Raw genomic sequence first — 14,410 nt, forward strand, 5'->3', positions numbered from 1 at the left:
CGTGTACGTAGCGGACAGCCGCGCGAACTCCCCCACGCTCGACGACGCTCGCGCGGGGGGAACCCCATCGGCGTCCGCGGAAGGCGTCGTCCGGCCCTCGGCCGGGCGGCGCCGTGCCGCGATCGCCCCCACCGTGCTCGCCCTCGGCACGGTCAGCCTGGTCACCGACGTGTCGTCCGAGATGGTGACGGCGGTGCTGCCGCTGTACCTGGTGGCGGGGCTCGGTCTGTCCCCGCTGGGCTTCGGGCTGCTCGACGGGATCTACAACGGCTTCTCGGCCCTCGTACGGCTGGCGGGCGGGCACCTGGCCGACCGGGGCGGCGGACGGCACAAGTGGGTGGCCGGGTTCGGCTACGGCGTGTCGGCACTGTGCAAGCCGTTGCTGCTGATGGCGCACTCACTCACCCCCATCGGGCTGATCCTGGCCGCCGACCGCACCGGCAAGGGCCTGCGCACGGCTCCCCGGGATGCGCTGATCTCCCTGTCCAGCACGCCGGAGACCCGGGGACGGGCCTTCGGGGTGCACCGCGCGATGGACACCGCGGGCGCCCTGTTCGGCCCGCTGGTGGCCTTCCTGATCCTGCGGGCCACGGTGGACGGCTACGACGCGGTGTTCACGGTCAGCTTCTGCGTGGCGGTCTTCGGGGTGCTGGTGCTGGTGCTGTTCGTGCCGGGCGGCCGTCGTGAGGGTGCCGCACGGAAGGGTGCCGCACGGGACGGTGCCGCCCGGGACAGTGCCGCCCAGGACGGTGCACGGCCCACCTTGCGCGCCGCCGTCGGGCTGCTCCGCCGGCGCGATCTGCGCCGGATCACCGTCTGTGCCCTGCTGCTGGGCCTGGCCACGGTCAGCGACTCCTTCGTCTACCTGCTGCTGCAGCGCCGCCTGGGGGTCCCCGACCGCTGGTTCGCGCTGCTGCCGATCGGCACGGCCGCCGCGTTCCTGCTGCTGGCGATGCCGCTCGGCCGGCTCGCGGACCGGGTCGGCCGGTGGGCCGTCTTCCTGGCCGGTCACGGGGCCCTGCTCGTCGCGTACGCGCTGCTGCTCACCTCCTGGCACGGCACGGCCCTGCCCTATGTCGTCCTGACCCTGCACGGCGGCTTCTACGCGGCCACCGACGGCGTGCTGATGGCGGCGGCCTCGGAGGGCGTACCGGAGGCGCTGCGCTCGTCCGGCCTGGCCGTCGTACAGACCGGGCAGGCGCTGGCCCGCTTCGCGTGCTCGCTGATGTTCGGCGCGGCCTGGACGGTGTGGGGCGACCGCGCGGCGCTGGCGGGGGCGGCGCTGGCGCTGGCCGTGTGCGCGGCGTTCTCCCTCACCCTGCGTCCCAGCACCGCACCGGAAGGCTCCGTGACCGCATGACCGTACGCACCCGCATCCTGATTCTGCTCTCGGCCGTCGCCGTGCTGGCGGCGGTCGGGCTGGCGGCCGTCCTGCACGCCTCGGCGCGCGCGGACCGGCGCGACCAGACGCAGTCGGGCGGCCCGAAGGTCACCGCAGGCACGGTGACCCTGACCGGGCACGGCCGCCTGGTGTTCCGCAACATGGCGTGGGGCCCGCACCGCGACGAGCTGACCACCGTCCCCGCCGCGGACCCGTCCGCCGCGCGCACCGCCTCGGGTGTCAAGTGCCTGCGTTTCTACGCCGCGTCGGGCACCGGAGTCTGCCTGCAGGCGGTGCACGGCCCGGTCTCCGACACCTACCGCGCCCTGATCCTGGACGCCCGCCTGCGCACCCGGGACCGCTACGACGTCCCGGGCATCCCCTCCCGCGCCCGCGTCTCCCCCACCGGCCACTTCGCCGCCTGGACGGCGTTCGTGGGCGGTGACTCGTACGCGGGCACGAACTTCTCCACGCGCACGGCGATCGCGGACACCCGCACGGGCGAGCTGATCCCGTCCCTCGAGGCCTTCCGGATCGTCAAGGACGGACACCCCTACCGGGCGGCGGACACCAATTTCTGGGGCGTGACGTTCGCCCCGGACGACCGCACGTTCTATGCGACGCTGGCCACCAAGGGGAGTACCTATCTGGTCCGGGGCGACCTGCGGACGCGCACGGTCACCACCCTGCACACGAACGTCGAGTGCCCGTCCCTGTCCCCCGACGGCACCCGCATCGCGTACAAGAAGCGCGCCAAGGGCCTGCCCGAGGACGCCCCCTGGCATCTGTATGTCCTGGATCTGGGAACGATGCGGGAAACCCCGCTGGCCGAACCCAGAAGCGTGGACGACCAGGCGGTGTGGCGGGACGCGCATACGATCGTGTACGCGCTGCCCGGGGACTACGGGGCGGACCTGTACGAAGTCCCGGCGGACGGGACCGGCGCTCCCCGGCGCCTCCTGACGGCCGGCCTCTCCCCCGTCTTCTGATTCTTTCTCCTTTCCGAGAAGAATTTAAAAGACAAACCGCTTGACTCTTCAGGTGTTGAACAGGTGAAGTCGACTCTCATTAAAGATGATGTCGCCATTGATTTCTTCGAATTAGACTCACTCGATTGCCGCGCATCTGGAGGAGTGGGACGGCGTTAGCGGAATATGACGAAAGCAAGGCTCTTCGACCCTCGCCGTCCCGGAGGGGCAGCGGAGGATCTGCCCGCGGCCCGTTCCACGATGATGGGGCGTTACACCTTCACGCCTGCCGCGGCGTACTCATCGGCTGATGCCAGCGACACCTTGCACGGTGACGACGCATGGATCGAACTGCGGGCCACCGGGTCGCTGCTCAGCGAGTTCTTGAGGGTGCTGGACGCGACCGAGGAGGAACTCGGCCGGCGGTGGACCGACCAGGGGCGGTCCGGCTGCCACGCGGCCACGTGACGGGGGCGAATCTCCGTGAATAACGAATACACGGATCTCTATGCGGCGGTTCCGCTGGAAGAGGGCTGGGACCCGGTCGAGGAACTCACCAACCTCTTGCAGGACGCCGCGACGGCGCAGCAGGCGGCTGTCGTGCCACCACCTCGGAGCGAGCCGACGTCCGGCGTCGACCTCACCGGCGACCCGATGGACAACCTGGCGAAGATCACCAGTGAGTTGCCGCCGATCCGGCGGGCGTCCGCCGCCCATCGGAAGGTGCGAACCCGCAAACTCCGCTTCAGTTGGTTGCAGACGGTCAGTTTTGTGATCGCCGCATTGGCGGCCGTCATCGTGGCGATGGTGAGCGTCTTCGGCGGCATGGTCGCCTACGCGCCGCTGCAGCACATCGCCTCCGGCGCGGATGGCGAGACATCGCACTGGTGGCCCCTTCTGATCTACGGCCCCTGGATGGTGGCCTCGCTCTCCATCCTGCGGACCGCCCTGCACCAGCGGCGCGCTCTGCACTCCTGGTGCGTCGTCCTGCTGTTCTCGTCCCTCGCGATGGCACTCTGCGTGGCCAAGGCCGACAGGACCTTCACCGGCATCGCCGCGGCCGCCCTGCCGGCGCTCGCGGCGCTGACCTGCTTCCAGCAACTGGTCCGGCAGATCACGCTGACCCGGCCGCCGCGCCAGCGCATCTCCCGGCATCGGCAGCGCCCCGCCCCCACGACTGGACGGACGTCCCGGGGCGGATGAGACGGACGGCGTGGACAGCGAGCGGGGCCTGCGGTCGATGACCGCAGGCCCCGCTCGCTGTCCGCCGGAGAAACGGCTCCGAACTGCCCTTGCAGCACCGGCAGGCGGGCGACTGACCGCCGGCGTGACGGCAGCTTCGGGTCTCGCTTGAACGACCGTGCGCGGTGGCACCGGACAGCCCACGGCTCACCGGCCGGTGTGGAGCTAGTGCCGCGGCAGGCAACGTTTGCCCGTCAAGGAGCGGCGTCCGGTGCGTGCTCTCGGCGTGCCGGCCGGAAGCCCTCGTACTGGACGTACTCGGGCTTTCGGCCGGTGCGGCGAGTGGGGGTTCCCCCGCTGGGGGAGCGTGCCGGGCGTCGCGACGGGGCGAACGTTGCCTGCCGCGGCACTAGGCCGCCTTGGGCCGTGCCGAGCGCGTGCCCGGGGCGGGCTCCTGTGGGTCCTCGTACAGCGAGGTCTCGTCTTCCCCGAAGTCGGGGGCCTGGAAGGGGTTTGTCGTCGGGGGCGGCGATGCTGCAGTGGAGCAGCGGGTTTGCCCTTCCGGGGCGGAGAACAGCGACGTCAGATCGATGAGATGGCTCTCTTTCCCTACAGGCCCCTGAAGGGGCCTGGTGTGCCGTGACCGGGCACAGCGGTCCTACAGCTTGGTCATCTTGGCGTACGGGCTCAAGATCCGCTTTTGCGCGGAGCCGAAATCGACGAGCGCGGCGATTCCGTCCTCGATGCCGATCACTCGGCCGAGTCCGTACATGTCGTGTGTGACCTGGTCGCCCACGGCGAAGTGCTTGGGAGCAGGTGTGACCGGGGCCTTGAAGGGGCTGGTAGGCAGATGGCGCTTCGGTGCAGCAGGCTTTGTCATTGGCCTCAGTATGCGCCTACGTGTATCCCGTTCGCTGTGGCCGTCGACACAGATCCACACGGCGAGACCCGCTTCAGGAGCGGGGCCGGGGCCTGCGCGAGGGCGCCGGTCCAGCGCCGGACGGCGCGGAGACGGCCCAAGGTCTGTGAGACGCGATGGGGCCGACGGTCCGTGACCGTCGGCCCCACGGGATCGTTTCGGCGGAATCCCGCGCTGACCTGCCCCTACAGCACCGGCAGGTTCTTCCGCAGCTCGAACGCCGTGACCTCCGAGCGGTACTCGTGCCACTCGGCCCGCTTGTTGCGCAGGAAGAAGTCGAAGACATGCTCGCCGAGCGTCTCGGCGACGAGGTCGCTGCGTTCCATCAGGGTCAGGGCCTCGCCGAGGTTCTGCGGCAGGGGCTCGATACCCATCGCGCGGCGCTCGGCGTCCGAGAGGGCCCAGACGTCGTCCTCGGCGCCCGGCGGGAGTTCGTAGCCCTCCTCGATGCCCTTGAGGCCGGAGGCGAGGAGGAGGGCGTAGGCCAGGTACGGGTTGGCGCCGGAGTCCAGGGAGCGGACCTCCACGCGCGCGGAGCCGGTCTTGCCGGGCTTGTACATGGGGACGCGGACCAGGGCCGAGCGGTTGTTGTGGCCCCAGCAGATGTACGAGGGGGCCTCGCCGCCGGCGCCGGCGGTGCGCTCGGAGCCGCCCCAGATGCGCTTGTAGGAGTTCACCCACTGGTTGGTGACCGCGGAGATCTCCGCCGCGTGCTTGAGCAGACCCGCGATGAAGGAACGGCCGACCTTGGAGAGCTGGAACTCCGCACCGGACTCGTAGAAGGCGTTGCGGTCGCCCTCGAAGAGGGACAGGTGGGTGTGCATGCCGGAGCCCGGGTGCTCGGAGAAAGGCTTCGGCATGAAGGTCGCCTGCACGCCCTGCTCCAGCGCCACCTGCTTCATGACCAGGCGGAACGTCATGATGTTGTCCGCCGTCGAGAGGGCGTCGGCGTAGCGGAGGTCGATCTCCTGCTGGCCCGGGGCGCCCTCGTGGTGGGAGAACTCGACCGAGATGCCCATCGACTCCAGCATGGTGATCGCCTGGCGGCGGAAGTCCATGCCGACGTTGGTCGGGGTGTGGTCGAAGTAGCCCGAGTTGTCGGCCGGGGTGGGGCGGGAGCCGTCCAGCGGGCGGTCCTTCAGCAGGAAGAACTCGATCTCGGGGTGGGTGTAGAAGGTGAAGCCCAGGTCGGAGGTGCGGGCCAGGGCGCGCTTGAGCACGTAGCGCGGGTCCGCGAAGGACGGGGAGCCGTCCGGCATGAGGATGTCGCAGAACATGCGGGCCGTGCCGGGGGTCTCCGCGCGCCACGGCAGGACCTGGAAGGTGGAGGGGTCCGGCTTGGCGATCATGTCGGACTCGTAGACCCGGGCGAAGCCCTCGATGGCGGAGCCGTCGAAGCCGATGCCCTCGTCGAAGGCCTGTTCCAGCTCGGCCGGAGCCACGGCCACGGACTTGAGGAAGCCCAGCACGTCCGTGAACCACAGGCGTACGAACCGGATGTCGCGCTCCTCCAAGGTCCGGAGCACGAACTCCTGCTGCTTGTCCATCTTCCGCTTCCCCATCCTTGCTGGTCAGGCCGCCTGTGTCCCCGCGTGACCGGAGGCGGTCGGGCACCTGAGCATCCCACCACAACAGCATTTCATGCGCGTTGCGGACCTTGATCGCCCGAGCATCCTCGGCCTGAACGCCTGTCGTACGGCAGGTGTACTGCTCTGTCGCCCATCTTGCCTGCTCGCACCGACATCCGTAATGGCCGATCCGCTTCCCGCATGAGCGGCACCACACACCACTTTAATTTGCATCTCAGATGCAAGTTTTAATAACGTGCCGGTCATCCGGCCGGGCCGTAAGGAGCCCCGATGCTGTCCGAGCCGTCCGCAGCCACCGTCCGCGCCACCCTCCCCGCCGTCGGCGCGGCCATCGGCGAGATCACCGAGCGTTTCTACGCCCGCCTCTTCACCGCCCACCCCGAACTGCTGCGGGATCTGTTCAACCGGGGCAACCAGGCCTCCGGAGCCCAGAAGCAGGCGCTGGCCGGTGCCATCGCCGCCTTCGCCACGCACCTGCTGGACCACCCGGACCGGCGGCCCGACGCCCTGCTCGGCCGCATCGCGCACAAGCACGCCTCCCTGGGGATCGCGCCCGAGCAGTACGAAGTCGTCCACGAGCACCTCCTCGCCGCCATCGCCGAGGTCCTCGGCGAGGCCGTCACGCCCGAGGTGGCCGCCGCCTGGGACGAGGTCTACTGGCTGATGGCGTACGCGCTCATCGCCATCGAGAAACGGCTGCACGAGGAGAGCGGCAGCCCCGGGTGGCGGCGGTGGGAGGTCGTCGAGCGGACCGCCGAGACCGCCGACGTCGTCACCTTCCGGCTGCGGCCGGCGGACGGCGGCCCGGTGCGGGACTTCCGTGCGGGCCGGTACGTCTCCGTGCGTGTCACGCTGCCCGACGGGGCCCGGCAGATACGGCAGTACAGCCTCTCCGGGGCCCCGGGTGGCGCGGTCCGGCAGTTCAGCGTCAAGCGTGTGCACAGCGGTACGACGCCGGACGGCGAGGTCTCGCACCATCTGCACGCGCGCGTGCGCGAGGGCGACGTCCTGGAGCTGTCCGAGCCGTACGGCGACCTGGTCCTGGACACCGACGGCGACCGCCCTCTTCTCCTCGCCTCGGCCGGCATCGGCGTGACCCCGATGGTCGCGATGCTGGCCTCGCTCTCGGCCGACGGCCACCACGCCCCGGTCACCGTCGTCCACGGCGACCGCTCCCCCGCCGACCACGCCCTGCGCACCGACCACACGGCGTACACGGCGAAGCTGCCGGACGCGGTGGCCCACTTCTTCTACGAGCGGGACGCCGAGCCCGGCGCCCGCACCGGGCTGGTCGACCTGACCGACCTCGCCGTACCGGCCGGCACGCGCGCGTACCTGTGCGGCCCGCTGCCTTTCCTGCGCGCGGTGCGCACCCAGCTGCTCGAAAAGGGCGTGGCCCCGGCCGACATCCACTACGAGGTGTTCGGGCCGGACCTGTGGGCGCCACAGGGCTAGGGGGTGTCCGACGCCACCCCGCCGGCGTCGCCGGCCCTCAGCCGCCCGGCGGCCCCACGGAGATGCTCAGCAGCAGCGGTCCCGTCGGGTCGGAGACGATGTCGGAGACCGTCACCGGGTCCAGTGCCCCGAAGAAGGCCTCCCGGGCCCGGCGCAGGGCCCCCCGCAGGCGGCAGCCGGAGTTCAGGGGGCAAGGGGTCGCGCCCTCGCAGTCGACCACGTCGCCCTCGCCCTCGAAGGTGCGCACGACCGCCCCCACGGACGCCGTACGGCCCCGTTCGCTGAGGGACAGGCCGCCGCCCCTGCCCCGGCGGGCGTCGACCAGACCCAGGTGCTGGAGTTCGGCGACGACCTTCGCGGCATGCGTGTAGGGCACGTCCATGTCCGCCGCGACCTGGCGGGTCGTGGGACTCGCGTCGCCCGCGACGGCGAGCCGCATGAGGACGCGCAGGGCCAGGTCGGTGGAGCGCAGCAGCCGCATACCGCGAGCGTAGGTAATGCGCATCCCGTGTTCAAATTATCCGCTTGCCGTGCCCTCCCTACGGGAGCGTGACTTTCGCGCACTACGATCAGCGGGCCTCACCATCCACGTTTCTTTCCTTCAGAAGGACACGCCTCATGGGTTCCGCCAAGAACAGCAGCACCGCGGCGCGCAAGGCGCGCATAGAGGAGATGCGACGCACCGAACGTGCCCGCGAGCGGCGCAACCGGGCGCTCACCATCGCCGCCAGCGTGGTGGTCGTCGTCGGCCTCGTCGTAGGCGGTGTGGTGCTCGTGAACTCGCAGTCGAAGGACTCCACCGCGAGCGGCGACGCCAAGGGCTCCGGTGACTCCGGGCACTTCACCACCGGCAAGGACGGCGTCAAGACCTGGTCGGGCAAGCTGTCGCGGACGCACGTGACGAGCAAGGTGTCGTATCCGATGCACCCGCCGGTCGGCGGCAACCACAACCCGGTGTGGCTCAACTGCAACGGCGATGTCTACCCCAAGCAGGTGCAGGACGAGAACGCCGTGCACGCGCTGGAGCACGGCGCGGTCTGGGTGTCGTACACCGCCAAGGCGAGCAAGGCGGACGTGGACGCGCTCGCGGCGAAGGTGAAGAAGACGCCGTACTCGCTGATGAGCCCGTACGAGAACCAGGCCGCCCCGCTGATCCTGTCGGCCTGGGGCCACCAGGTGAGCGTGAAGAGCGCGAGCGACCCGGAGGTGGACAAGTTCTTCGCGGCCTACGTGCAGGGTCCGCAGACGCCCGAGCCGGGCGCCTCGTGCACCGGCGGGGTCATGAAGTGAGGCGGCAGCACATCGGCTGGGTGGCGGGCGCCGCGGCGGCGGTGCTCGTCGCGGCCGGGGCGATCACGTACGCGGTCGCCGAGGACGGCGGCTCGGATCCGAAGACGCCCGCGGCCGAGTCCGCGGACGCCGGGTTCGCGCGGGACATGGCCGTCCACCACCAGCAGGCCGTCGAGATGTCCTACATCGTGCGGGACCGCACGAAGAACGAAGAGGTACGGCGGCTCGCGTACGACATCGCGCAGACGCAGGCCAACCAGCGCGGGATGCTGCTGGGGTGGCTGGATCTGTGGGAGCTGCCGAAGGTGTCGGCCGAGGCGCCGATGACCTGGATGGGCATGGGTGACATGGCCTCCGGCAAGGACGGCGCGCTGATGCCGGGCATGGCGACGAACACCGAGATGAAGCAGCTCGGCACGCTGAACGGCAAGCAGGCGGAGATCTTCTATCTCCAGTTGATGACGGCCCATCACAAGGGCGGAATCCACATGGCCGAGGGGTGTGTGGCCAAGTGCACCGTCGGGGTGGAGAAGCGGCTCGCGCAGGGCATGGTCGACGCGCAGCAGTCGGAGATCGAGTTGATGGCCGGCATGCTCAGGGCGCGGGGCGCACAACCCCGTTCGTAACACCGCCGTAGGGACGAAAGCCCCAAACCGCCCCGCCTGACGGTTACTTGAGCTTCTCTTGACTTTCACGTTCCCCTGACATGAACGGTTCATCGACAGAGTGGCCCCCATCGTGTGATCCATTCGCGGGCCGATGCCGCCGCGGGCCCGTGGCCGGATCCACGACGTACCGACCACTACATGCATGCGAACCGCATCGCAGGGGGTTCTATGAGATCCAACCGTGCCAAGGCGCGCGCCGGTGTGAGCATGGCAGCGACACTGCCCATGATCGCCGGTGCTCTGGCGCTCGGCATACCCGCGGCACAAGCTGCGGACACCCCGGCCCGTGACTCACTGGCGGGCACCAAGCCCGTGTGGGCCACGGCCACGGCGGACAAGGGTGCAACCGCCGACAACGCCCAGATCAAGGCCAGGGTCTACCTGGCCGGCCGGGACCGGGCCGGACTCGCGGCCTACGCCAAGGCCGTGTCCGACCCCAGCTCTCCGCTGTACGGCAAATACCTGAGCGCCAAGAAGGCACAGGCCCGCTTCGGGGCCACCAAGGCCCAGGTCACCGCGGTCAGGTCATGGCTGAAGGCCGCCGGGCTCCAGGTCACCGAGGTCACCTCGCACTACGTCACCGTCTCCGGTGACGTCGCCGCCGCCGAGAAGGCATTCGGCACCCAGCTGCACAACTTCACCAAGGGGTCGAAGACCTACCGCGCCCCGGCGAAGACCGCCACGGTGCCGGCCGGTCTGCAGGGCGCCGTCCTGACCGTCACCGGCCTGGACAACGCGCCGCACAAGTCGACGCACAACGACCAGCTCCCGCCCCCGGACGCCGTGTTCAAGAACTCCGGGCCGTTCTCCTCGTACTACGGCTCGAAGACCGCGACCACGCTGCCCGACGCGTACGGCCAGAAGATCCCGTACGCCATCAAGGGCTACACCGGCAAGCAGCTGCGTGCCGCCTACGGCGCCGGCGACTACACCGGCAAGCACGTGCGCATCGCGATCACCGACGCGTACGCCTCGCCGACCATCGCCTTCGACGCGGGCAAGTACGCGCTGAAGAACGGTGACGCGGCCTGGAAGACCGGCCAGCTGCACCAGGTGCTGCCGAACACCTACACGAAGACCGAGGAGTGCGGGGCAGCCGGCTGGTACGGCGAGGAGACCCTCGACGTCGAGGCCGTGCACGCGGTCGCGCCGGACGCCGACGTCACCTACGTGGGCGCCGCGTCCTGCTACGACGACGACCTGCTCGACTCGCTCAGCAAGATCGTCGACAACCACCTGGCCGACATCGTCTCCAACTCCTGGGGCGACATCGAGGCCAACCAGACGCCGGACCTCGCGGCCGCCTACGACCAGGTCTTCCAGCTGGGCGCGATCCAGGGCATCGGCTTCTACTTCTCCTCCGGTGACAACGGCGACGAGGTCGCCAACACCGGCACGAAGCAGGTCGACACCCCGGCCAACTCGGCGTGGGTGACCGCGGTCGGCGGCACCTCGCTGGCCGTCGGCAAGGGCGACAAGTACCAGTGGGAGACCGGCTGGGGCACCGAGAAGGCGACCCTCGCGGCCGACGGCAAGAGCTGGACGGGCTTCCCCGGCGCCTTCACCTCGGGCGCGGGCGGCGGCACCAGCAAGACCGTGCCGCAGCCGTACTACCAGAAGAACCTCGTCCCGAAGGCGCTGGCCACGGCCAACAACGCCGCCGGCAACCGCGTCGTCCCGGACATCGCGGCCATCGCCGACCCGAACACCGGCTTCCTGGTCGGTCAGACCCAGACCTTCCCGAACGGGACCGAGCAGTACAGCGAGTACCGCATCGGCGGCACCTCGCTGGCCGCCCCGGTGATCGCGGCGGTCCAGGCCCTGGCCCAGGAGGCGCGCGGCGGCAAGGCGATCGGCTTCGCCAACCCGTCGATCTACGCCAAGGCCGGCAAGAAGGGCGTGTTCCACGACGTCACGGACAACCCGACGGGCTCCGGCCTGGCGGTCGCCCGCATCGACTTCGTGAACGGCTTCGACGCCTCCGGCGGGCTCGCGACCTCGGTCCGCAGCCTCGGCAAGGACAGCTCGCTGTCCGCGGTGAAGGGCTACGACGACGTCACCGGCGTGGGCTCGCCCGCGAACGGCTACGTCCAGTCGTACCGTCGTCACTGATTCACCGACGCGGTAGGCGCTCCCGGGGGGCGTGGGGTGGTCAACACCCCACGCCCCCCATCGCGTCGCACTGACGATTACACTGAGCGCGTGCCTCCGTCGAACTTCTGGTCCATCTATCAGCATGGCTTCGCACGCGTCGCCGCATGTACGGGTCACACCGTCATCGCGGACCCGCACGCCAACGTCGAAGCGGTCCTGCGCCACGCACGCCGGTGCGCCGAGGAGGGGGTCGCCGTCGCCGTCTTCCCGGAGATGGTGCTGTGCGGCTACTCCATCGAGGACTTGCTGCTGCAGGACGCACTGCTCGATCAGGTCGAGGAGGCGCTCCAGGAGGTGGTGGCCGGGTCGGCCGAGCTGCTGCCGGTCCTGGTCGTCGGTGCCCCGCTGCGCCACCGCAACCGGGTCTACAACTGCGCGGTGATCGTGCACCGCGGCCGCGTCCTCGGTGTCGTGCCCAAGTCGTACCCGCCGAACTACCGGGAGTTCTACGAGCGCCGGCAGATCGGCGACGGCGCCGACGAGCGCGGCGGGTCGATCCGGTGCGGCGGCGAGACCGTGCCGTTCGGGGTGGACCTGCTGTTCGCGGCGGGCGACGTTCCCGGTCTCGTGCTGCACGCGGAGATCTGCGAGGACATGTGGGTGCCGGTGCCGCCCAGCGCGGAGGCGGCCCTCGCCGGTGCGACCGTCCTGGTCAATCTCTCGGGCAGCCCGATCACGGTCGGGCGGGCCGAGGACCGCAGACTGCTGTGCCGCTCGGCGTCCTCCCGCTGCGTCGCCGCGTACGTCTACGCGGCGGCCGGCCTCGGCGAGTCGACCACCGACCTGTCCTGGGACGGCCAGACCATGATCTACGAGAACGGCACGCTGCTGGCCGAGACCGAGCGGTTCCCGCTCGGCGACGAGTACGCGGTGGCCGACGTGGACCTCGACCTGCTGCGGCAGGAGCGGCAGCGGATGGGCACGTTCGACGACAACCGCCGTACTCACCACGCGCGGACCGGTGACTTCCGGACGGTCACGTTCGAGCTCGACCCGCCGCTCACCGATCTGGGGTTGCGCCGTCGCCTGGAGCGCTTCCCGTTCGTGCCGGCCGACCCCGACCGCCTCGCCCTGGACTGCTACGAGGCGTACAACATCCAGGTCGAGGGCCTCCAGCAGCGACTGGCGGCGATCGGCGGCCCGAAGGTGGTCATCGGGGTGTCCGGCGGCCTGGACTCCACGCACGCGCTGATCGTCGCCGCCCGCGCGATGGACCGCGCGGGCCGCCCGCGCAGCGACATCCTGGCCTGGACGCTGCCCGGCTTCGCCACCAGCGACCACACCAAGGACAACGCCCACAAGCTGATGAGCTCGCTCGGCGTCACCGCGGCCGAGCTGGACATCACGCCGACCGCACGGCTGATGCTGCAGGAGATGGGTCACCCCTTCGCCTCCGGCGAGCCGGTGTACGACGTCACCTTCGAGAACGTGCAGGCCGGACTGCGCACCGACTACCTGTTCCGGCTCGCCAACCAGCGCGGCGGCATCGTGCTCGGGACCGGTGACCTCTCCGAGCTGGCGCTCGGCTGGTCCACGTACGGCGTGGGCGACCAGATGAGCCACTACAACGTCAACTCCGGTGTGCCGAAGACGCTGATCCAGCATCTGATCCGCTGGGTCATCAGCAGCGGCCAGTTCGGCGAGGAGACCGGCAGGACCCTTGCAGCGATCCTCGACACCGAGATCAGCCCGGAGCTCGTACCGGGCGAGGAGATGCAGTCGACCGAGTCGAAGATCGGCCCGTACGCGCTGCACGACTTCACGCTCTTCCACGTGCTGCGGTACGGCTTCCGGCCGTCGAAGATCGCCTTCCTGGCCTGGCACGCCTGGCACGACCCGGAGGCCGGCGCCTGGCCGCCGGGCTTCCCGGAGGCCAAGCGGGTGGCGTACGACCTGCCGGAGATCCGGCGCTGGCTGGAGGTCTTCTGCCGCCGCTTCTTCGCCTTCGCGCAGTTCAAACGATCGGCCATGCCGAACGGGCCGAAGGTCTCGGCCGGCGGTTCGCTCTCACCGCGCGGCGACTGGCGCGCGCCGTCCGACAGTTCGGCACGGGCCTGGCTGCGGGACCTGGCCCGCTTCGACGCCCCGGAGGCGGGGCACTGACCGCTCGGCTATGACGTGAGCGCGCCGACGAAGGCCCCGCCGGCCACCCGAACTGCCGAGCCGGGCGGGTGGGCAGAGGCCGGGGGGCCGGGGCGGAGCCTGCCGGGTCAGTGCTGCAGTGCGCCGGAGTGCTCGGGCACGTGACCGGCGACCACGCGCCCCACAGTGGCGATGTCCCTGCGCCGGTCCACCGCATACGCCACGCCCGCCACGCCCAGGCCGAGGACGGCCAGCACCGCCCCGGCAACCGCGGGCGACGTGGCCCCGAAGCCCGCGGCCAGGGCCAGCCCCCCGATCCAGGCGCCACCGGCATTCGCGAGGTTGAACGCCGCCTGGTTGGCAGAGGAGGCGAGCGAGGGGGCGGCCGCGGCCTTCTCCATGACCATCAGCTGCAGCGGGGAGCCGGTGACGAACGCCGCCATGCCGAGCAGCGCCACCGCCAGGGCCGCGCTCCACTCGGCGCGCATCAGGACCGGGAAGAGCAGCAGTACGGCAACCAGCGAGGCGAGGCCGCCGAACAGCGTGCCCCGCATCGAGTGGTCGGCCAGCCGGCCGCCCAGCAGATTGCCGGCCGTGGCGCCGACGCCGAACAGCGCGAGCAGCAGCGTCACACTGCCCTCGGCGAAACCGGCGGAGTCCGTCAGCATCGGGGTGACGTAACTGTAGGCCGCGAAGAGCGCGCCGAAGCCCGCCACCGTCGT

General features: G+C 70.5%; 13 protein-coding genes. 9 read left to right on the top strand and 4 right to left on the bottom strand.

What is annotated here, in order from left to right; all coding sequences use genetic code 11:
- Nucleotide 1 precedes the first annotated feature (1 nt).
- The 4 genes from ACIRU3_RS34570 (at nucleotide 2) to ACIRU3_RS34585 (ending at nucleotide 3,552) form a co-directional block, all read left to right on the top strand.
- On the top strand, nucleotides 2–1,360 hold the full coding sequence (locus tag ACIRU3_RS34570) for an MFS transporter (protein WP_404064977.1): 1,359 nt from the start codon (nucleotides 2–4) through the stop codon (nucleotides 1,358–1,360).
- Nucleotides 1,357–2,370, top strand: coding sequence for a TolB family protein (locus ACIRU3_RS34575; RefSeq protein WP_404064979.1), 1,014 nt, complete (start codon nucleotides 1,357–1,359; stop codon nucleotides 2,368–2,370). Before ACIRU3_RS34570 ends, ACIRU3_RS34575 begins: the two co-directional genes overlap by 4 nt.
- A gap of 165 nt (nucleotides 2,371–2,535) precedes the next feature.
- Nucleotides 2,536–2,817, top strand: a complete 282-nt coding sequence (locus tag ACIRU3_RS34580; RefSeq protein ID WP_404064982.1) for a hypothetical protein — start codon at nucleotides 2,536–2,538, stop codon at nucleotides 2,815–2,817.
- A gap of 15 nt (nucleotides 2,818–2,832) precedes the next feature.
- Nucleotides 2,833–3,552, top strand: coding sequence for a DUF2637 domain-containing protein (locus ACIRU3_RS34585; protein WP_404064984.1), 720 nt, complete (start codon nucleotides 2,833–2,835; stop codon nucleotides 3,550–3,552).
- A 637-nt stretch (nucleotides 3,553–4,189) separates the two neighbouring features.
- On the opposite strand, the gene ACIRU3_RS34590 is transcribed toward ACIRU3_RS34585, so the two are convergent.
- On the bottom strand, nucleotides 4,190–4,411 hold the full coding sequence (locus tag ACIRU3_RS34590) for a hypothetical protein (protein WP_404064987.1): 222 nt from the start codon (nucleotides 4,409–4,411) through the stop codon (nucleotides 4,190–4,192).
- Between the two features lie 224 nt (nucleotides 4,412–4,635).
- On the bottom strand, nucleotides 4,636–5,997 hold the full coding sequence (gene glnA, locus ACIRU3_RS34595) for a type I glutamate--ammonia ligase (RefSeq protein WP_404064990.1): 1,362 nt from the start codon (nucleotides 5,995–5,997) through the stop codon (nucleotides 4,636–4,638).
- 312 nt (nucleotides 5,998–6,309) lie between these two features.
- On the opposite strand from glnA, the gene ACIRU3_RS34600 reads away from it, so the two are divergent.
- Entirely contained in the window at nucleotides 6,310–7,494 is a 1,185-nt protein-coding gene (locus ACIRU3_RS34600; protein WP_404064993.1) for a globin domain-containing protein, read from the top strand.
- A 37-nt stretch (nucleotides 7,495–7,531) separates the two neighbouring features.
- On the opposite strand, the gene ACIRU3_RS34605 is transcribed toward ACIRU3_RS34600, so the two are convergent.
- Nucleotides 7,532–7,975 (bottom strand): RrF2 family transcriptional regulator, encoded by a 444-nt coding sequence (locus ACIRU3_RS34605; protein ID WP_404064995.1) that lies wholly within the window; start codon nucleotides 7,973–7,975, stop codon nucleotides 7,532–7,534.
- Between the two features lie 137 nt (nucleotides 7,976–8,112).
- Between ACIRU3_RS34605 and ACIRU3_RS34610 the strand changes: the two genes are divergently transcribed.
- The 4 genes from ACIRU3_RS34610 to ACIRU3_RS34625 all read left to right on the top strand — a co-directional run bounded on the left by ACIRU3_RS34610 (nucleotide 8,113) and on the right by ACIRU3_RS34625 (nucleotide 13,709).
- Entirely contained in the window at nucleotides 8,113–8,784 is a 672-nt protein-coding gene (locus tag ACIRU3_RS34610) for a DUF3105 domain-containing protein (RefSeq protein ID WP_404064998.1), read from the top strand.
- Nucleotides 8,781–9,410, top strand: coding sequence for a DUF305 domain-containing protein (locus ACIRU3_RS34615; RefSeq protein ID WP_404065001.1), 630 nt, complete (start codon nucleotides 8,781–8,783; stop codon nucleotides 9,408–9,410). The genes ACIRU3_RS34610 and ACIRU3_RS34615 overlap by 4 nt, the downstream gene beginning before the upstream one ends.
- Nucleotides 9,411–9,620: 210 nt before the next feature.
- Complete coding sequence (locus ACIRU3_RS34620) at nucleotides 9,621–11,564, top strand: protease pro-enzyme activation domain-containing protein (RefSeq protein ID WP_404065003.1); 1,944 nt, start codon at nucleotides 9,621–9,623, stop codon at nucleotides 11,562–11,564.
- Between the two features lie 90 nt (nucleotides 11,565–11,654).
- Nucleotides 11,655–13,709 carry an NAD(+) synthase gene (locus ACIRU3_RS34625; RefSeq protein ID WP_404065006.1) on the top strand — a complete coding sequence of 685 codons (2,055 nt, stop codon included), beginning with the start codon at nucleotides 11,655–11,657 and terminating at the stop codon, nucleotides 13,707–13,709.
- A gap of 107 nt (nucleotides 13,710–13,816) precedes the next feature.
- On the opposite strand, the gene ACIRU3_RS34630 is transcribed toward ACIRU3_RS34625, so the two are convergent.
- The coding region (locus tag ACIRU3_RS34630; RefSeq protein WP_404065009.1) for an MFS transporter at nucleotides 13,817–14,410 on the bottom strand (594 nt) is incomplete at its 5' end.

The sequence above is a fragment of the Streptomyces sp. NPDC101151 genome (assembly GCF_044768335.1).
In the GTDB taxonomy this organism is placed as follows: Bacteria; Actinomycetota; Actinomycetes; order Streptomycetales; family Streptomycetaceae; genus Streptomyces.

Coding starts and splice junctions, on each gene's coding strand:
- ACIRU3_RS34575 (WP_404064979.1), top strand. CDS start 1,357: ATGACCGTACGCACCCGCATCCTGATTCTGCTCTCGGCCGTCGCCGTG.
- ACIRU3_RS34580 (WP_404064982.1), top strand. CDS start 2,536: ATGACGAAAGCAAGGCTCTTCGACCCTCGCCGTCCCGGAGGGGCAGCG.
- ACIRU3_RS34590 (WP_404064987.1), bottom strand. CDS start 4,411: ATGACAAAGCCTGCTGCACCGAAGCGCCATCTGCCTACCAGCCCCTTC.
- glnA (WP_404064990.1), bottom strand. CDS start 5,997: ATGGACAAGCAGCAGGAGTTCGTGCTCCGGACCTTGGAGGAGCGCGAC.
- ACIRU3_RS34600 (WP_404064993.1), top strand. CDS start 6,310: ATGCTGTCCGAGCCGTCCGCAGCCACCGTCCGCGCCACCCTCCCCGCC.
- ACIRU3_RS34605 (WP_404064995.1), bottom strand. CDS start 7,975: ATGCGGCTGCTGCGCTCCACCGACCTGGCCCTGCGCGTCCTCATGCGG.
- ACIRU3_RS34610 (WP_404064998.1), top strand. CDS start 8,113: ATGGGTTCCGCCAAGAACAGCAGCACCGCGGCGCGCAAGGCGCGCATA.
- ACIRU3_RS34620 (WP_404065003.1), top strand. CDS start 9,621: ATGAGATCCAACCGTGCCAAGGCGCGCGCCGGTGTGAGCATGGCAGCG.